Genomic DNA, 18,399 nt, shown 5'->3' with positions numbered 1-18,399 from the left:
AAAAGCTCTAGTTTACAGAGCAAAATGTCAGTTCTATGACCTAAGAAATCTTACGAAACCGCAGAATCAGTAATGCAACTAAGCCTGCAAGCATCACATAGAAGGAGATCTCGACCGCCCCTTTACTGTGAGCGTACATGATGCTCGAATAGGCTAGGTAGGCACATGCGGCACAGAAGATCAGTGGCGTGATGGGATAGAGGGGAACGCTAAAGGGGCGCGGGGAGCGATCTTTAAACCGCAATACAAATAAACCAAGGCCAACCAGTAATAAGAAGGTCCAAAAGACCGGGGCAGTAAATTCCACCATGGCTTCAAAGCCATCGCTTTGTAAAGCACCAAAGCCAACCAAAGCCAGACTGATGACACCCTGAACCAGATACGCAAATGTGGGGGTGCCACGGGAGGATTCCCATTTACCCATTTTGCTTAAGCCATCCCAGTCTTCACCCATTGCGTAGTTGGTGCGGGCTCCCACAATCATAGTGGCATTAATACTCGTGAGTGCGGCAACCGCCACAAATAAACCGAGTAATTTCTCACCCACAGGGCCAAAGACCAAGCCCAACAGATCCGCAGGCGCTGCCTTACTACTGGCTAGGGCTTTGAGACCTAGGCCATTGATGAGGGCAATATTAACTAGCAAATAGATGATGGTGATGACCACCAAGCTAATCACGATCACGCTCACGATCGTTTTGCTAGTTCCCTTGAGTTCCGCTGAGATGTAAGCGGATTCGTTCCAACCACCAAAGGTCAGTAAGACAAAGACCATCCCCAAGCCAAGCATGCCCAGTTGTGGGGTGTTGCTAAACAACGGTTGGTTATCAACTGGGGGAGGCGCATTACCAAATAAACCAAAGCCAGCAATGATGATGGCCACTAAACCAGCAACCTCTAAAACAGTGAGTACTGTTTGCACATTGGCCGATGCATGAATGCCAATCAAGTTAATGAGCGTTAGGGCAATCACAATCAAGAATGCCCAATAGAGCGAAGAGTGAGCGCCCAAAGGCAACACCTTGGTCATATAGTCACCAAACACAAAGGCAAGTAATGCAATCGAGCCAGTGTTAATGACCATTGCTTTGGCCCAGCCATATAAGAACGACACATTCTTGCCATACGCACGGGTCAAGAAATGGTAATCACCGCCCGCATGGGGATAGAGGGTAGCAAGCTCAGCATAACAAAGAGCGCCCATCAATGAGATGAGTGCGCCAGCGATCCAAATGGTAATGGCCCAACCAACGTCACCGGTGATGCCGGCCACCATCGATGGGGTTTTGAAGATGCCAGCACCAATGACGATGCCAACAATAATGGCAACAGCCCCTAGGGGGCTGAGCAAACGAAGGGGTGAGGCACTAGGGTTAGCGCCTTGAGAACTTCCCATCTAGAAATGCTTAGCGACGCTTACCGGTTACTTCAGCAAACGTTGTACTGCCTTTGTCTTCACCCTTTAACTGAGAGCCATTGACAGTAACTTTCACGGTATGCAAATTGTTCTTGCGATCAAGATAACCAAAACTCAGTTTGTCGCCCTCAAGGGTTGGATTAAGGATCGGTTGTGATTTGCCATTGATGGTGAGGTTGCCACCAATGCGTTGGTAACGTTGCGACAAACTGAGGGTGCCTTTGCCGTTTACATCAACACCGTCGAGTTGCCACTCACCAGCCACATTGGCAGGAACGACCCAATAGTATCCCTTTGAGCCCACATCAATTTCTTTATCGGCTTCCCAATCACCCATTGTGAATGCGTGTGAGACCACACGGGTACCAGGTTTCATGGCCAAGATCGTGGGGCGCAGACGCAAATTAAGGTCAGGTAATAAATAAAGAGTCACTACGGTTGCCTTACTAAAGTCCTCCTTAAAGATATCGCCATTAATAATCTTTACACGATCACCAACGCCTGCACGATTGGCATTGCGTTGGGCAAAGGCTGCCATATCGGGATTGAACTCAATACCAATAGCACGAGCACCAAATTCTTTAGCGGCAGCAATTGCGATCTTGCCGTCACCAGCACCGAGGTCATAGACCAAATCGTTGGGACCTACTTTGGCGGTCTTGAGCATTTGAATAACGAGTTCGTTGCCAGTTGGCATCCAGATGACATCTTTCCCTTCTTGACCCAAGCGAGGCTGATACTTATCGTCACCCACATCGGCAGGAAACTGAGCAAATGAGGAAACGGACAGGCTTAAACCAATCAATAGAAGCCAAGATTTGAGGAATTTCATGAAATCTCCAACACAGTTTTTGTTATGAAAACACTATTTATAACAGGAGTTTAATAAATTGCCCAAAAGAGCCCAAGGCAGGGGATAGTCCATTAAAATCAGTCATCCCAACTGCCCATAGCTCAGCTGGATAGAGCAACGGCCTTCTAAGCCGTAGGTCGCAGGTTCGACTCCTGCTGGGCAGGCCACCCAATGGAATTTTCTACTGATTCGATTGAGCCGATTGTGGCTGAGATTGGCAGCCCCTAGCGGACCATGAGGGTGGGGCGGTGACACCGGGTGAGATCCAGGTGACTACTGGCATCTGGTGGAGGGCGATGGAATTTGTCGGGAAACCCGACATTGGTCTGAAAAGACATCAGGGTATTCAGCTTTTTGAACAGGCTTGAATAAACTGTTTTCCAAGGGGAGTTACTTTTAGCCCCTTACGGTCTATTCGAGATTTTTGATCTGGGTGACTATCTATTGATTTGATTAGTTCTTGGGTCGAGGGATCTTGTTCTAACGGATCGTATACCCCTAACCCTGTATATTGATAGAAGGTGGGGATTTCAGCTAAACCAAGTCGACAAAGATTATCTAAGTATGTCGGTGTCAGATGTTCAAATTCACAGCCGGCCATTCTCCCAATGTGTGAATAATTTATCAATACATCTTGCCCTCCAGTTTTTCCTTCAGCAGGATTGGGATTTTTAAACTCTCAGGCTATGTTGATTATTGGAAACGGAATATTGTGTGCAAATAATTTTGTAATTTTTGCTTCATCAGAAGTTAGCTGTTTAATAATTTCAGCAAATGCAGGGTGAGCACCAGAAGCGGTCTCTTTATTCATTGCTGTAGCCAAAAGGTTTGCATAAAGATCTGCGAGCTGTTGTTCGCTCCCTGAATATCTTAGGGCTTCGATAGCTGGAACGGCTATGTTTGCTTTTGGAGGAATTATATTTTCTGGTGGTACATGTTGTAGTTTTTCAGTTACTTTAGTTTGAACAAATTCTTTAATTTGTTCATACCCCCATACGGCTCCAGTTATTGGGAATAAAGCAAGATTCACAGCTTTACCAACAGTCTCTAATGCCGTGCCTATCTGTTTAGCTACTGGTTGGATTGCATCTTGATAAATAGGAACAGTTTTGACAATGTCGGCTGCAGCTTTAGCAATTTCAGCTGAGTCGTGAAGTGGGTCGCTAGCCATACATTCTCCTGATTTGAATGTTTGTAATCTTCCCACCTTTAGCTAATTCTGGCAATCTGTTACAGTAAATACAAGTAAATTTTATTCAAAGAAATACTTATGAAAATGATTCAAGTTAAGTCTGATGCTATTAATGCAATTGGTTACGATCAAGACAGTATGAAAATGAGGATAGAGTTTCAACAAGGCAATATCTACGACTTTTGCAGGGTTCCTGAGCAAGTCTACAAATCTTTTATTAGTGCCGCATCAATTGGCGGTTACTACAATGATTACATTAAAGATAAATATCCATGCTAATATCAAACTAATTGCATAGCTAACTAATTCATGCTATGATGCTCACATGTTTGAACAATGCTTATATTTCAATACCACTTCACTGGCTCGTCAGTTAGAGCGAGAGTGGACTAGAGCATTCAAGCCATTTGGCCTAACTCCATCTCAGGCTTTCATGTTGAGAGTCATATTGGAAAAACCCCAGTCCTATCAAAATGCCTTGGCAAAGGAAATGAATATCACCAAACCCACAGTTTCAAGAGGTTTGGATGGACTTGAGAAGTTGGGGCTAATTGAAAGAAGGCCGTCACCAGATGATGCTCGCGAGATTGAGGTTCATCCCACAAAAAGGACAAAGGCCATGAAAGATGGCTTGAATACTGCCAGCGGTGAAGTTACCAAAAAGTTCAAGAAGCTTTTAGGCACAGATGAGTTTTTAGATGTTGTAGGTAAGTTAAGGGGAATTAGTGAGATGCTGTAGTGCCCCCCTTTTTTTGAATTAATAGTTGTATAGCTAACTAATTAGGAGAAATAAATGCCAGTTTTGAATGTGAAAGTCAGCGGAACAAAGAGTGCGGAGACGACCAAGCAGATTACCGATTTGCTATTAGATATAACCACTCGCATCTTGAAAAAGAAGCGTGAAGTTACAGCAATTGCGATTGACTATATAGATAAGGATTGTTGGATGGTTGGCGGAAAATTATTGAGTGAACAGAATAAAAATAGCTTTTATTTTGACATCAAGGTAACAGATGAAACCAATTCTAAAGACGAGAAGGCCCAATACATCAAAGAAGCCTTTGCTGGATTTGAAAAAATACTGGGGAACTTACACCAGGAAAGTTATGTATATGTGGCGGATGTGCGAGCTACGGCCTATGGCTATGGTGGAAAGACTCAGGAATATCGATATCACCAATAAGGTCTTGATGAGTCTAAGCCTGTATCCATTAAGCCTGGATGGATAGAGGATGTTTAATCCTCTGTTCTAAGTAGAACAAAATTATTGGGCGTCTAGTTATTGGACGCTCAATGGCAGCTATCGGCCAATAGGAGGCCTTCTGAGATTGTTGAGCCGCCTCTTTCACCAGAGTCATTAGGGTATTCAACAGTTTGTGGCAAAACAGCAGCCTGATTACCTGAATTGCTTCCAAAGCCATCCTACGGGCTGGCTTTTATTTTGGGGTACGGGGCTCGAGCAAGATAGCAGCTATTTGAGTGATTAATCCATTTGACTTACGTGGAAAAGCTCTTAATGCGAAATAAATGGAAATATGATTTAATTAGTTTATGAGAAAAATCTTGATAATCCTAGCCCTGCTGGCTTTATCGATTCAAACCTCCTATGCTACGGTTGCTGCTTACTGCCAAGAAGAGCAAGCAGCAACTTCTCATGTTTCTCATCACGAGCATGAGAAACCAGCCAGTATTGCCTCAGCTAGCGACTCTACAGGCTACGATTCTGATTGTGGAGTCTGTCACTTAGCACATTCTCCAGCATTGCATTCCACTTTTACCATTTCAATTGCCACTACCATCTTTCATTATGAAGTTACTCGAGTGGAGTTTTTAGTCAATATTTCTCCTCCCCCTCCTGAAAAACCCAATTGGTTCGGTCTCGCCTAAGTTAGCGAGAGCCTCAACCTAATTCTTCTCCTCTCGCTAACTCTGTTTTGAATAAACAAATGGAGTTTTTATGTTGCGAGAATATTCTGGCGTAGTTCGTCGCTGCGTCATTCAATTTACTGGATTGGTTTTTATATTGGGATCGCCAATAGCGCTGGCTAATGGTGAGCGCAAAGGTGAATCAGCCTTAAAGTCCTTCTATGAATCCTCATGGGAGCGCCAACCTGACTCTAAGTCCTATCAGTATCGAGTAGAGGCCGCGCTTGCTAGGCAAAAAATTGCTAGCAGCCTTTTGGTGAGCCCAGCTTCGGTGGAAGTGTCGCAAAAGACCGATAGAACTAACAGTAATCAAGGCGCCAGTGAAACCATACTGGGTTTAAATATCCCGCTGTGGTTATGGAATGAGCGGTCAAGCTCAATTAATTTAGCGGATGCTGAATATAAAAAGCTTTTGTCTCAATACTATCTATCCCAATTGAGAATTGCAGCAGAAGTAAGGGATGCCTATTGGAATTATCAGAAATCAAAAATTGAGTCTGATTTAGCGCTACGTAGGCATGAGAATGCAAAGAGCTTAGCTCTTGATGTTGAAAAGAGATTTAAGGCTGGAGACTTATCTCGCGCAGATCTTCATCAGGCCAATGGGGCCCTCGCATCATCAGAAGCTTTTTTAGTCGAAGCGCAGGCCAATGTCATTAATGCTGAGCAAAGGGTAAGGTCTCTGTTGGGAAGTGAGTACTTTAGGAAAATTCAATTTGGTGACATAGATAAAAATATTGAACCGTTACCAAAAGTTCCTGAAAAATTATCAGGACTAGATTCTAGTTTGCCAATCGTTGCAGCACTTATAGATCAGTTAGAGGTTTCTAAAAAGGCAGTTGACTTGGCAAAGTCTCAAACTCGGCCTTCTCCACAATTGCAGATATGGACTACAAAGGGCCGTGAAGTTTATGGCGTTCCCTATCAGCAATCGGTAGCTATTGGATTAGTGATTCCTTTTGGCTCTGATGCTCGTAATACCAATAGACTGGCCAGTGCTACTGCTGAGATGGTGGATTCAGAGATTCGATTGTCCTATGAGCGAGAGTCTGTATTAAATAATGTGGAGTCAAATGCGGCTTTGGTGAAGTCAGCACAAATGAAGCTTGCCGCTGCAGATAAGAGGTCTAACTTAGCCAACGAAACGCGTCAATTTTTTGATAAATCATTTCGCCTTGGTGAAACCGATTTACCTACAAGATTACGTATTGAGCTTGAAGCAGTAGATGCAAGCAGACAGGCAGCGATTGCAAAAATCAATTATGCAGTTTCAGTTTCAAATTTACGACAGGCTTTAGGTCTGTTACCAGAGTAAGGTCACTTTAGCTATGAATTTATTAAATAAATACACTCAGTTGTCATCAAAACTATTAATTGCACTATCTCTGACAATCACATCGGTAGCTTATGCAGGGCCTGGTCATGATCATGGGGAGGAAAAACTCACTACGATACAAACTCAAGCATCACCTCGCTTTTATGCTGAATCTGATCTCTATGAGGCGGTAGGAGTGATCAATGGAAAGGAAATCACACTCTACCTAGATCGCTACTCCTCCAATGAATTGGTCAAAGGAGCTAAGGTTGAAATTGAGCTTGAGGGCTTTAAAATTAGTTCAGAGCCCCATGGTGATGGAGAGTATCTTTTTCGCCTAAAAAATAAAATTAAAGATCAGCCTACTGCGATCACCATCACGGTTAACGATGATGATGTTACCGACATACTAGCAGCCACTATCGATCTAAGTTCCTTTGAACGCCCCTCATTGATCACTTGGAAATCAGCAATAAAGATCTTGCTTTATTTCAGCCTCTTGATGGCAGTCGCCTATTTTTCTTATCGTAAGAAAGAGGTGTTGATGACGCATGCAAAAAAATTAATCAAACAAATAAAGGAGCGGGTATGAATCGCAAACAAAGAGATTTTGGATTTCGCTCTATTGTCCTTATTGGTTTATCTGTGACGCTATTTGCTTTTAAGGTTCATGCTGGGCAAGGTCATGGCGAGTCGGAAGCATCCCAAGTTCAGGGCGACGTCCCGAAAAGACAGTCGGACGGCAGCCTTTTTATTCCCAAGCCTGCGCAACGCCAGTTACAAGTGATGACAACTCCTGGCCAGTTCGGTGAATATGCCAAAACCTATGATTTAGCTGGAAAAGTCATCATGGATCCCAACTTTGGCGGTAAAGTGCAGGCGATTGTTGCTGGCCGTATTACGCCGGGACCAGCTGGTTTTCCATTGCCCGGACAGAAGGTAAGTAAAGGCGATGTCTTGGCGTATGTAACGCCAGAGGCTGGCCCAGGAAAATCAAGATCACTTGCGGAAAGTCGACTGAAGCGTTTGAGAGATCTTAGCGATACGGTTCCACGTAAGACTATTGAAGAGGCAGAGGCGGCTGTCGCAAACGAGGAATTAAGAGCCCCAGTCAGCGGAATTATTTCTACTACGGGTGTCGTATCTGGCCAAGTAGTGCAAGCAAGAGATCTAATCTTTGAGGTCGTTAATCCATCCAAGCTATTAATAGAAGCGCTTGCCTATGATTCAAGTCTGAGTAAGAACATTGCTGATGGCAAAGTGGATGTTAATGGCAAAGTGATCGAGCTCAAGTATCTTGGTGGTGGACAGACCCTCAGAGAGCAAGCCTTGCCCCTCACTTTTTCTGCTAAATCGGACGATCTCCAATTTTTACCCATAGGTCAGCCCATTCGAGTATTCGTAAATACCGATAGCAAGGTCACTGGAGTAAAGGCGCCTTCAAAATCATTAGTCAAAAGTAGCTCGAACCAAACAATTGTCTGGATTAAAAAGTCCCCAGAAATATTTGAGCCAAGAATGGTTGTATATGAGCCTTTAGATGGTCAGAGCATCGTTATTACAAGCGGTATTAAAGATGGTGAACGAGTCATTACTGATGGGGCATCACTCATCAATCAAATTCGTTAAGGACTAAGACATGTTTACTTGGTTATTAGATTTCAGCTTAAAAAATCGCATGATAGTGATTTTGCTCAGTGCTATATCTATGGTCTATGGTGCGTACACCTTAAGCAAGATGCCTGTGGATGTCTTTCCCGATCTGAATAAGCCTACTGTCACCATCATGACTGAGGCTGGCGGAATGGCTTCAGAGGAAGTTGAACAACTCATTACATTCCCACTCGAAACGGCTATGAATGGTTTACCGGGAGTAGAGGCTATTCGCTCAGTATCTAGCGCCGGCCTGTCTTTCATATACGTTACTTTTGACTGGTCTGTAGACATCTATCGTGCCAGACAAATGGTTTCAGAAAGACTGTCATCTATGGACGGAGCAATCCCGGATGGCATTGTTTCGCGTATGGGACCCATTAGTTCGATCATGGGTGAGATTATGCAAATTGCCATTCCGATTGATGAATCTAAGATTTCATCCATGCAGGTTCGCGAGTATGCTGATTGGGTTTTGCGACCCAGATTGATGGCTATCCCCGGGGTAGCGCAAGTCATTCCTATTGGCGGGCAAGTCAGGCAGTTTCAAGTGCAACCCAATACTCGCCGCATGGCGGAGCTAGGTCTTAGCATATTGCAGATTGAAGATGCATTGCGGGGCTATTCTGCAAATACGTCTGGTGGATTTCTTGAGTCCAATAATCGTGAGTATCTTATTCGTCATATAGGGCGAACTTCTAGCCTTGAAGATTTAAAGAACATTGCCGTATCGAACCGCAATGGACAAACAATACTTTTAAGGCAAGTTGCAGATATTACTTTTGCACCAGCAGTTAAGCGAGGCGATGCTGGTTATGAAGGTGGGCCAGCAGTCATTCTAGGTGTACAAAAACAACCTTCAGCAGATACGGTAGCGCTTACAAAAAAGATTGAATCAGCTATTGCAGAATTAAAGCAGGGCTTGCCAACTGGCATGGAAGCTCCAAAAGTAACATTTAGGCAGGCGAGCTTTATTGATGCATCCATTAGCACTTTAGAGGGTAAGCTCATTGGCGCATCAATCTTTGTTGCTTTAGTGCTGTATTTCTTTTTAGGAACAATTCGCCCAGTTCTCATCTCATTAACAGCAATTCCAGTTTCAATTCTGTTAACTGCCTTGGTTTTTAAGTACTTTGGTTTATCAATTAATACGATGACCTTAGGAGGCCTAGCCATTGCAATCGGTGGCCTAGTTGATGATGCAGTAGTTGATGTGGAAAACGTGATTCGTCGCCTAAGAGTAAACCTGGATAAAGCATCTTTAGATCGATTAAGTCCACTAGCAATTGTGAGAGCCGCCTCGCTTGAGGTAAGAACCGGAATTATCTATGCTACAGCCATCATCGTTTTGGTATTCATCCCATTATTTGCATTACCAGGTATAGAGGGGCGACTATTTATGCCTTTGGGCATTGCATTTATAGTCTCTACTCTTGCATCACTTTTAGTTTCAGTCACTATCACGCCAGTACTCTGCTTTTATCTGCTGCCCTCAATGCAGTCCCTGAGAGATCACGATACAAAGATTGTCACTTGGCTTAAAAGCCATTATGAGGTTCAGTTATCAAGGTTGTTAGCGGCGCCTAAAAAGCCTCTGATGTATGCTTTTGCATCCGTCATAGTCGCTGCTGCCAGTGTTCCCTTTATGGCGAGCTCATTTTTACCGCCCTTTAACGAAGGGACTTTACTGATCGGACTGCGTTTAAATCCTGGTGTCTCTCTCTCTGAATCGGCAGGAGTAGCTAGCCAAGCAGAAAAGTTAGTCAGGCAGGTTCCTGAAGTGACTTATGTTGGACGCAGGAGTGGCCGCGCAGAATTAGACGAGCATGCGGAAGGTGTGCATGTGAGCGAGTTAGATGTTGGTTTAAAGCCTGCGGGAGATTTAGATCGCTCCATGGCTGAGATACAGGCAGATATCAGGTCAAGATTAGTTAACTTACCCGCTGCAATTGCGATCGGTCAGCCAATCTCACATCGAATAGATCACATGCTTTCAGGAGTTCGATCGCAAATTGCGATTAAGATTTTTGGCGATGATTTAGACGTGCTGCGTAGCCAAGCCGATCTTTTGAGATCCAAATTAGCGGGCATTGAAGGCTTAGTTGATTTGGAAATTGAAAAGCAGGTTTTAGCACCACAAATTAAGGTGCGAATTGATTACGATAAGGCGGCTCAATACGGAGTTTCAACATCTCAGATTATGGCCACCTTGCAGGGCATGGTTGAAGGGGAGAGACTCTCACAAATTATTGAGGGTAATCGACGGTTTGCCTTGGTGATCAAGCTACCAGACTCAGCAAGAAATTTAGAAGGGCTTGCTGATATCTTGATTGATACGCCAAATGGAAAAATTCCACTCTCAAAAATTGCTAGCATTGAGGATGGGGATGGCCCAAATCAAATTAGCAGAGACGGCGGTAAGCGAAGAATTGTCTTATCGGCTAATGCATCAAAGCGTGCCCTGTCGGATATCGTGGCTGACATTAGAACTATTATTTCTAATCAAACTCTTCCAGAGGGTTACTTTATTACCTTAGATGGTCAATTTAAAGCGCAAGAAGAGGCATCTAAAGTAATTAGTTTGCTATCAATTGGATCATTTCTTTTGATGTTTGCGGTTTTAAATAACCGCTATAAGTCCATACGCTTATCTTTAATGATTATGTCTAATATTCCATTGGCTATGGTCGGAGCAGTGATTGGTTTATGGATTTCAGGCCAGCCACTCTCGATTGCTGCATTAATAGGATTTATCACGCTAGCAGGAATATCTGTGCGTAACGGAATCTTAAAAATTAGTCATTACCTGAATTTGATGCAGTCAGAAGGTGAATCGTTTGGCCTGACAATGATTATTCGTGGATCAATTGAGCGCTTAAGCCCTGTACTAATGACAGCTTTGGTTACAGCTTTTGCTTTGGCGCCATTGTTATTTGAAGCAGAGCGTCCTGGTACAGAGATATTGCATCCAGTAGCAGTTGTTATTTTCTCCGGGCTCATCAGTTCCACCTTATTGGATACCTTTTTAACACCAATCATGTTTTGGCTTTACGGGAAAAAAGCAACCGAAATAGCGTTGAGCAATATGAAATCTAACGAAGTATTCTAATTTAAAGGAGTCTATATGAAATCAATGATGGTGATTGCAACCTTGCTAATCAGTTTTATTGGCCCAGCCCATGCTGGAGCTGGCCATGATTTAAAGCCAATGCATGGTGGTGTCATAGTAGAGGCTAAGGACATTGATATTGAATTGGTTACAAAGCCTGATAGCCTATCGCTGTATTTGACCGACCACGGTAAACCGCTACCTATAGACGGTGGGACAGCAAAGCTGACAGTCTTAATTGGATCTGACAAAAAAGATTATGAGCTTCTGCCTAATGGAGGCAAATTCGAGCTGAAAGGAAGTTTTGCTATTCCCAAAGGGGCTAAAGCCATAGCAGTTATCAAGATAAAGGCGAAAGTAATAACAGCAAGATTTAATTTATAAATTACTTCAATTCAATCTAGTCTATAGATCGTTTTGAAGTGATCAGGTTGCTATCGTTGATTGGTGGAGCCATGTTTCGCCAAAGTCTGCTTTGAGTCGTTAGCAGCCGCTCATATCAAGCCGCGATAGGAAGCAGGTTAGCTATTACTTTTCTAAATAAAAGAGGTCGCCCAAACCTCAATCTGAAGTTAAGCTAGCAAGCGTCTATACCAGGGACGCTGACCGTGAACAATCTGCAATACCTATTCAATCAAGCTGCTACCACTCAATCTAGAACTATCCCGCTCCTTGATGGTGCCATCGTCTTATATAAAAGAATCAATAGTGCCCAATGGCAATGCCGTTTTCGACTGGACAACGGCTCATGGTATTCCAGTACCACCGCCAGTGATCAAGTGGCTGAAGCCAGTACTCGAGCCATTGAACTACATCACAGGATCCTCGAACGCTATGCCAGTGAAGAGGCTTTTCGAACCAGAACTTTCGCCCGGCTAGCCACGCAAGAGCTGGAATCCTTGCGGTCTCAACTGGAAACGGCCAAGAATCGCCAAAGCGTACGGGATCATGTCTACGTGCTCGAGCACTATCTGATTCCATTCTTCGGTCGCTTGCCTATGGCCAACATCCAGCAAAGTCAAGTGGATGAATTTGATAGCTGGCGAATCGCCCAAATGGGTCGTGAACCCCGGTTCAGTACCCAGCGGCATCACGCCACGACCTTTAACCGAGTCATGGCACGAGCCAGCAATAACGGCTTACTCAATCGTTTTGCCAAACCTGTGACTTTGAATGTGGCAGGGGATCGATCTCAATCCCGACCCAGTTTCAGTGCCGAGGAAATAGAGCACTTGTTGGCCTTTATGCCTGGGTGGGAAGTTCAACGACGAGCCGGGCGCACCCAACGCTTTCATGACATGGCCAGGTTATGTCGTTGTTATGTGGAGTTCTTGCTGTATACCGGTATCCGACAAGGTACTGAATCCATGCCCATACGCTGGAAAGACATCCAATGGCATCGAACTGGCGGTGAACAATACTTGAAGATCTGGGTGTCAGGCAAAACCGGACCACGCCACTTGATTGCCCGAGCGTCCTTAATTGCGACGCTGGAAAGACTTCGGACTTGGCAACAGCTGCCGTATGAATCCTTGGATCAACTGATCAGGGCAGGCTTAGATCGAAAGGTGTTTGTGTTCCCTGGTGGAGACCAGCCTTATAGCCTGCATGGGGTGTTTAGACGTTTATTAGAGGATGCTGAACTATTGCGTGATCCCCAAACCAATCAAATTCGAACCTTGTATAGCCTGCGCCATACCTATGCCACCCAAGCCTTGGCCACTGGTGTAGATATTCACACCGTGGCTAGGCAGATGGGTACTTCGGTTGTGATGCTGGAAAAGCATTACTCAAAGTTGACTCCTTTGATTTGTGCAGAGCGGTTGGCTTAGCTTGATCTTTTAAATTAAGCTTTAGAGATCATAACCACGTTACTTTTTTATCCCAATCGATAATTTGTTGATAGAGTTGATCTAATGCAACAGTTCCATAATCATCAAAGAGCGAGGAAATATAGGCCTTATTTGGATTTCCCATTTTTGGATCGGCTAGCATTAACTCATGATTGATCCGCTTCCCCCTCTCAAATACATATTTCCAGTTTTTGAAATCCTCATTCATCTCCTTTATAAAACGAATGGCTTCAATTATTTTAACAATTGATTCTATAGCGGCCCTGTCGAGTCGATATTGCTTAACGATTTCAGGATGCTGAATGTTAAAAAAGCTATTCGCCTTACAAGTTGAACTTAATCGAGCAACAAAATTAAATTCATCAACATAGCCACATATGTCAGTAAATTCTCTGACATTATTTTTTAATATAAAAAGGGCAGTATTGATGACCTTGAGTTCGTATCTAAAGTAGCCATAAGCTTTATAAATTTTCATTTGATGATTTTCAAATGCATTCGAAAATTCATCTTTAGTGGGTAAAGCATGACCACGAGGAATGGAAAAAAAGATAAAGTTTGCTGTGTCGCTATTTCCCAGAACTGACATGATGCCTCCTCAGTAGCTCGCAGCTTGGAAAAGTAATGATATTTGTACTAGTAGCAGTTTTTCGGTCTGCAGTAATATTTTTATCAGAGAGATTGCTCCAGGGTTCTTTAGTTAGGGAAGATAAAAAATTGAATTCACTTTTTGGTGGGAAAACGGATTGATTGACGGGTGAGCCATTGCTTGTATTCGGCTCATCATCAAAGGTAATGTTGATTGTTACTGTCATAGTTTTCATGGCAATTCCTTTCAATTGGTATTAATTGGTTCAGGTTGAGAGGCCGTCTTGTTTCGCTTGGATTCAGCAATATCAAGATCGGTAAAGATGGTTCTAGCCGATCCTTTTCCGGCTGCGACAATTCCGGCAATGGCCGAGCTGGCAGGGATGCTTAACCCGTTGCTTTGATAGATGCTGTTAATCTTGGCAATCCAGTCCGGCGTAGGAGCCGCATTTAGGTCTAGCAAGATCGAGCGGTTTAAAACTCCCTTGTCAATCTTGTCGAGATTGTTGGTGGTAAAAATAAACACTACATCTTTGCGATTCATGATGGACTTAAGCGAAGCAATGGCAGCGGTGGTTAAAAGATCAAACTCATCCAAGATCAGATAGTGCAAATTGCTGGTATTCCAGCTCATAAATGAGGTTCGCTCTTGGATCTGGTTGATCATTTGCGTTCCGTTTTGCCCTTGGGCGCACGCTAGATACTCATAGTTAGCTTGGGTGCTATCTACGATCTGTCCAGCAGTTTCTGACCGAAGAAAATCGGTAGTCTTGGCTGTTTCTAGCCAGCCTGGCAGTAGTTCAGCCATGGTAGTTTTGCCCGTACCATAAAGGCCATAAAGAATGATTCCGCAGACCCCGTTGGCGGGAAAGTTAATCGTGCCGTCGATCAGGTACTCCAAGCGATCACGAGTGAGCTTTTGGAGGACAAAATCATCCGGCTTGACCGGTTTTGGTATTACAAGTGCCATAGTTTTCTCCTGTGTATGGCTAACTTGCTTACTCCATAACCTACAGTTACACCGCGGTTAATTAGGCATTGACTGCCTGTTGAACTGCTTGATTGCGAATGTTTGCATCATTGGCAGCCTCTTGCTCAGCTTTACGCTTGGCTTGTTGCTCTTTATCGAGCGTGACCAAATGCACTAAGGCGTTGGTAATGAGGCTACCGTTTTGCACAACATACTTGACTTGAAAACTACCATCAGGCTCGCGGGTTGACATCAATAGCACAGCACCATCATAAGCTGCTTCATCAAACACCGCATTTAAGCTGTCGTTGTGCAGCATGCCTAAGCTGGGAGCACTCATTAATGCCAAACCTTGAGTCTTTTTGGCTTCAAGGGTAAGGCCATTGGGGCTCTTCGTGCGTCGAACCTCTTCAAAGCCACCGGCATTGCGAAAGAACTCTGGAATTCCAGATGACGGAGTTTTTTGTTCATCCGCAACCCGTAGGGCTGTGGCATAAGCAGATATCCTGCGACGATCGTTACTTCCAAATACCACCCGGCAGATTTTGACCATCAAATGCGTAGAGTCTTTGTATGTGACCCCGTTATCCGTGCAATAGGCATTAAACGCTCGCTTGAGCGCAAGCTTCTCCGCGGTTACGCCTTTCATCTCTAAATAGAGGGCGTAGCATTTTTGGAAAATCTCATACAGCTTCTGGTTGCTACGAGCGTACTCGTTTTGCTCCCAGTTTTTGCGTTCAGAAATAAGACCATCAAAAGCTGTCTTGATTTCATGCTTGGTCTTATCACCAACTCGTACCGACAGTTTGGGAGTGGTGTCGACGGCCACTTTAGGTACTTCTAGGGTTTGATCCATGGGATCCTCCTTAATAGATAAAAATAAGGTTTCTTTAAAAGACAAGAAACCTCCAAAGTCGGGAAACCCGACAAACGGTCATGAAATAAACAAGTTGTTAAAGAACGATGTAACTGATAGGGAGAATTGCAACAAGAATTGTTGAATTTGGCGATTAAAAGAATCTTTGTTAGGATTCTTTTAATGAAAAATCAATCATTAGTTAATCTTTTTGATTTATATGACCACGCTTTCAATGAGGTTTGTAATGACTTAGGAATCATTGATATTCCTAGCTGGCAGGAAAGGTGGTTATATAGATTTCTGCTTATTAACCCAGTTTTGACTTATTACCCATATATCCTTTTTAAAGAAGAATTTGTCACAACAGAAGAAGGGCTCGAAGACCAGAGAAGGATAAAAAATTTATATGAGAAAGGTAGAGTAATCAAAGATCCACACTATTCAAGTCAATTAGAAACATCACTAGCAGGAAGAATCGCTGATTTTTTAAATCCTCTCACATCTGAAAATTTTTCGGAGTGGTGGTTCAAATATGCACGAAATAGAATTAGAGATAATTCAGATGTTCAGCACTTTTTGCTCAATAGATATTGCGGAGAATGGGAATTGTCTGATTCTGATCAGTATAGGAAATGGAAAAAATTTAACGAAGAAGAGTTACATGATATTTACAAGTTGATGAATAATAACCATCTAACCATAGTGATTCCAAGTTATGGTAATAAAAAAAATCTTTTACGCCAAATTAATCAAATCTTAGATAAGTATCATCGAGAGTCTACTTATACAGTTGAAACAAAAACTCAGGAATCAACTGTAAAAGATTGTTTTAGAGTTCTTGAATACATGATTGTTAATCCTCAAGCAAATCAAGATTTATTAGAGCTAGCTAGTAAAGCAAATGTATTGAAAATTTCCAGAGCAGGTATTAATAATATATCTGAAGATAGCAAAAATAGTGTCAGAGCCGGGGTTTCAAGATTAATAAAAATGGCTTTGGAAATAATGGAAGCCTCTAGTTATGGGTTTTTTCCAACTAAAGGTAATTGGCAGGATGATGGATTAGAGCCTGGGGTTAAATTAATTATGAGAGATTACTTTAAATTAGTTTCTCCCAGTTTAATTAAGGATATAAAACTCAGTCTTGGTGATTACAAAAAATTTAAGGATCAAATTCGTATTGACATTAATAAGTTGAAAAATTAGGCTATTGATTCTGTCATATTAGTTCTACCGCATTGCGCTTCTGTTCATCGTTAACATCAATGTATCGCTGTGTAACTGAGATGTTCTTATGACCTGCCAGGCTGGCTAAGATTCGTACACCAATGCCTTTGTTGGCCAAGGTTGTAATAAAGAACTTCCTGCCAGAATGACTGCTACCGCCACTGATCCCCGCGTTCTTATACAGCTGAAAGAACCACACACACAGGCCATTGGGTGTAAATCCTAGACGATTCTCAGTATGGAAGAAGGGCACATCAGCGTTCTTGACATGACGGGTCGTGATGTAGTGTTCCAGTTCTGCTCGCAAGCGCTGCGATACAAATACAGTTCGGGGATGTTTGCCCTTGGTTTGTGCCGCACTTAGGCGAATCTCGCTCTTGATCGTGCCGTCAGGATTCAAAACATCGCCCATACGAAGGCTGGCGATTTCCGCCACACGCAGTCCTGCATAAAAGCTCATGGCCAATATCGAGCGATTGCGTTCTGCATATCGGTTTTTATCTACATACGCAAATACTTGCTCGAGTTCTTGAGCGGTTAGGGTTTTGGCTTGTGCCATTTTGCTAGTCCTTTCATAAATAAAAAGTGTGTTTACAGTATGTTTTCTTATCAACAAAAGGTCGACCAGAATTTGTCGATAACAGCCAAATCGCCCGACAAAAAAGTCCTTCCAAGAATCAATGACTTACAAAGCAGGTTAAGAAAAGCTATATTTTCTTAACCTGTATTTCTCTATCAGTATTTAGCCCAAAACCCCGTTTTTCGTGGCGAAAAGACGACGATTTTGGGTGTTTGTGCAGCAATGCTTCAAATCAGCCCTGTGCGCGGCGCGTTAGATCCTCAAGTGCTCGCGCATTCGCTTCGCCAAAAGCACCGTTTGTAGACGGATTTTGAGGTGAATCCAGCAACGTGGCGTTGGTAGCGATCAGCGTGGGAGTGGGTTTTCCGGGTGTTCTCGCAATGCAAGAGCGCACAGCCAAGTTCCACGATTCATGGATTTTGGTTTCCACATCTTCGATTTCGATGATCAAGCGGTGGTGATTGAGATCAAGTGCTGCATAGCCCCGTACCGGAATCTTATTGGATAGTTCATAGCGATAGATCCAGCTCATGAGCACACCGGATTCATTCACGGGTAATTCATCCAAGCGTTGCGTCATGCTCACATGCACTGGCGCTTTGGCTGTGTGAAACCAGGCTTCGATCTCTTCAAAATCCACTAAATATTTACTGCGAGGTTGGCTTACCTCTAAAGTGCCGTTGTAGATGGCTCGGCGATATTGCCCTTTGCCATAGGTGGTTCCAAATTTGGGGTTATCCCATAAACGGGCGGTAATTTCTTTCATTTTTAATCTCCTTTAAGTTTGAAAGAAGTCGCGGTGTTGCCTGAGTTACTGGGAGAGGCAGATCCAAGAACTGGTTGCTGTTGCATGGGAT

General features: G+C 43.4%; 19 protein-coding genes, 1 tRNA gene and 1 pseudogene. 12 read left to right on the top strand and 9 right to left on the bottom strand.

Annotated elements, in window-relative coordinates; genetic code table 11:
* Nucleotides 1-40 precede the first annotated feature (40 nt).
* Both AOC32_RS06350 and AOC32_RS06345 read right to left on the bottom strand, forming a co-directional pair.
* The gene (locus AOC32_RS06350) at nt 41-1,396 is read right to left on the bottom strand and encodes an APC family permease (protein ID WP_108508666.1); all 1,356 of its coding nucleotides are present in this window, start codon (nt 1,394-1,396) and stop codon (nt 41-43) included.
* 10 nt (nt 1,397-1,406) lie between these two features.
* Nucleotides 1,407-2,249, bottom strand: a complete 843-nt coding sequence (locus AOC32_RS06345; RefSeq protein WP_108508665.1) for a methyltransferase domain-containing protein — start codon at nt 2,247-2,249, stop codon at nt 1,407-1,409.
* Nucleotides 2,250-2,360: 111 nt separating this feature from the next.
* On the opposite strand from AOC32_RS06345, the gene AOC32_RS06340 reads away from it, so the two are divergent.
* Nucleotides 2,361-2,437 (top strand) — tRNA-Arg (locus tag AOC32_RS06340).
* Between the two features lie 179 nt (nt 2,438-2,616).
* Here the strand turns inward: AOC32_RS06340 and AOC32_RS09860 are convergent.
* Nucleotides 2,617-3,441: pseudogene (locus AOC32_RS09860) on the bottom strand (DUF4393 domain-containing protein).
* A 99-nt stretch (nt 3,442-3,540) separates the two neighbouring features.
* Here AOC32_RS09860 and AOC32_RS06325 point away from each other — a divergent pair.
* The 10 genes from AOC32_RS06325 to AOC32_RS06275 all read left to right on the top strand — a co-directional run bounded on the left by AOC32_RS06325 (nt 3,541) and on the right by AOC32_RS06275 (nt 13,297).
* Entirely contained in the window at nt 3,541-3,741 is a 201-nt protein-coding gene (locus AOC32_RS06325) for a KTSC domain-containing protein (protein ID WP_108508662.1), read from the top strand.
* Between the two features lie 46 nt (nt 3,742-3,787).
* Nucleotides 3,788-4,201, top strand: coding sequence for a MarR family winged helix-turn-helix transcriptional regulator (locus AOC32_RS06320; RefSeq protein WP_108508661.1), 414 nt, complete (start codon nt 3,788-3,790; stop codon nt 4,199-4,201).
* Between the two features lie 54 nt (nt 4,202-4,255).
* Nucleotides 4,256-4,645, top strand: a complete 390-nt coding sequence (locus AOC32_RS06315) for a tautomerase family protein (protein WP_108508660.1) — start codon at nt 4,256-4,258, stop codon at nt 4,643-4,645.
* A 368-nt stretch (nt 4,646-5,013) separates the two neighbouring features.
* Nucleotides 5,014-5,349, top strand: coding sequence for a cobalt-zinc-cadmium resistance protein (locus tag AOC32_RS06305; RefSeq protein ID WP_108508658.1), 336 nt, complete (start codon nt 5,014-5,016; stop codon nt 5,347-5,349).
* A gap of 70 nt (nt 5,350-5,419) precedes the next feature.
* A complete protein-coding gene (locus AOC32_RS06300; RefSeq protein WP_108508657.1) occupies nt 5,420-6,703 on the top strand; it encodes a TolC family protein in 1,284 nt (427 codons plus the stop codon).
* Nucleotides 6,704-6,716: 13 nt separating this feature from the next.
* Nucleotides 6,717-7,295, top strand: a complete 579-nt coding sequence (locus tag AOC32_RS06295; RefSeq protein WP_108508656.1) for a hypothetical protein — start codon at nt 6,717-6,719, stop codon at nt 7,293-7,295.
* On the top strand, nt 7,292-8,332 hold the full coding sequence (locus tag AOC32_RS06290; RefSeq protein ID WP_108508655.1) for an efflux RND transporter periplasmic adaptor subunit: 1,041 nt from the start codon (nt 7,292-7,294) through the stop codon (nt 8,330-8,332). Before AOC32_RS06295 ends, AOC32_RS06290 begins: the two co-directional genes overlap by 4 nt.
* 10 nt (nt 8,333-8,342) lie before the next feature.
* Nucleotides 8,343-11,465, top strand: a complete 3,123-nt coding sequence (locus AOC32_RS06285) for an efflux RND transporter permease subunit (protein WP_108508654.1) — start codon at nt 8,343-8,345, stop codon at nt 11,463-11,465.
* A 15-nt stretch (nt 11,466-11,480) separates the two neighbouring features.
* Nucleotides 11,481-11,849, top strand: coding sequence for a hypothetical protein (locus tag AOC32_RS06280; RefSeq protein ID WP_108508653.1), 369 nt, complete (start codon nt 11,481-11,483; stop codon nt 11,847-11,849).
* A gap of 224 nt (nt 11,850-12,073) precedes the next feature.
* Nucleotides 12,074-13,297: a tyrosine-type recombinase/integrase gene (locus tag AOC32_RS06275; RefSeq protein WP_108508652.1), complete on the top strand. Its 1,224-nt coding sequence runs from the start codon at nt 12,074-12,076 to the stop codon at nt 13,295-13,297.
* A gap of 28 nt (nt 13,298-13,325) precedes the next feature.
* On the opposite strand, the gene AOC32_RS06270 is transcribed toward AOC32_RS06275, so the two are convergent.
* The 4 genes from AOC32_RS06270 to AOC32_RS06260 all read right to left on the bottom strand — a co-directional run bounded on the left by AOC32_RS06270 (nt 13,326) and on the right by AOC32_RS06260 (nt 15,732).
* Nucleotides 13,326-13,907, bottom strand: a complete 582-nt coding sequence (locus tag AOC32_RS06270) for a hypothetical protein (RefSeq protein WP_108508651.1) — start codon at nt 13,905-13,907, stop codon at nt 13,326-13,328.
* The gene (locus AOC32_RS09770; RefSeq protein ID WP_159074912.1) at nt 13,888-14,142 is read right to left on the bottom strand and encodes a hypothetical protein; all 255 of its coding nucleotides are present in this window, start codon (nt 14,140-14,142) and stop codon (nt 13,888-13,890) included. Before AOC32_RS09770 ends, AOC32_RS06270 begins: the two co-directional genes overlap by 20 nt.
* 11 nt (nt 14,143-14,153) lie before the next feature.
* Nucleotides 14,154-14,876 (bottom strand): AAA family ATPase, encoded by a 723-nt coding sequence (locus AOC32_RS06265; protein WP_108508650.1) that lies wholly within the window; start codon nt 14,874-14,876, stop codon nt 14,154-14,156.
* 61 nt (nt 14,877-14,937) lie between these two features.
* Complete coding sequence (locus AOC32_RS06260; RefSeq protein WP_159074911.1) at nt 14,938-15,732, bottom strand: hypothetical protein; 795 nt, start codon at nt 15,730-15,732, stop codon at nt 14,938-14,940.
* 183 nt (nt 15,733-15,915) lie between these two features.
* Here AOC32_RS06260 and AOC32_RS06255 point away from each other — a divergent pair, with 183 nt between their 5' ends.
* The gene (locus AOC32_RS06255; protein WP_108508648.1) at nt 15,916-16,941 is read left to right on the top strand and encodes a hypothetical protein; all 1,026 of its coding nucleotides are present in this window, start codon (nt 15,916-15,918) and stop codon (nt 16,939-16,941) included.
* A 13-nt stretch (nt 16,942-16,954) separates the two neighbouring features.
* Here AOC32_RS06255 and AOC32_RS06250 read toward each other — a convergent pair whose 3' ends face one another.
* Both AOC32_RS06250 and AOC32_RS06245 read right to left on the bottom strand, forming a co-directional pair.
* Nucleotides 16,955-17,521: a tyrosine-type recombinase/integrase gene (locus tag AOC32_RS06250; protein WP_108508647.1), complete on the bottom strand. Its 567-nt coding sequence runs from the start codon at nt 17,519-17,521 to the stop codon at nt 16,955-16,957.
* A 253-nt stretch (nt 17,522-17,774) separates the two neighbouring features.
* Nucleotides 17,775-18,308: a hypothetical protein gene (locus AOC32_RS06245; RefSeq protein WP_108508646.1), complete on the bottom strand. Its 534-nt coding sequence runs from the start codon at nt 18,306-18,308 to the stop codon at nt 17,775-17,777.
* Between the last annotated feature and the right edge of the window lie 91 nt (nt 18,309-18,399).

The organism is Polynucleobacter acidiphobus (assembly GCF_003065385.1).
Taxonomy (GTDB): domain Bacteria; phylum Pseudomonadota; class Gammaproteobacteria; order Burkholderiales; family Burkholderiaceae; genus Polynucleobacter; species Polynucleobacter acidiphobus.
The sequence above is the reverse complement of the archived record's forward strand: the minus strand, read 5'-3'. Positions and strand labels throughout refer to the sequence as shown.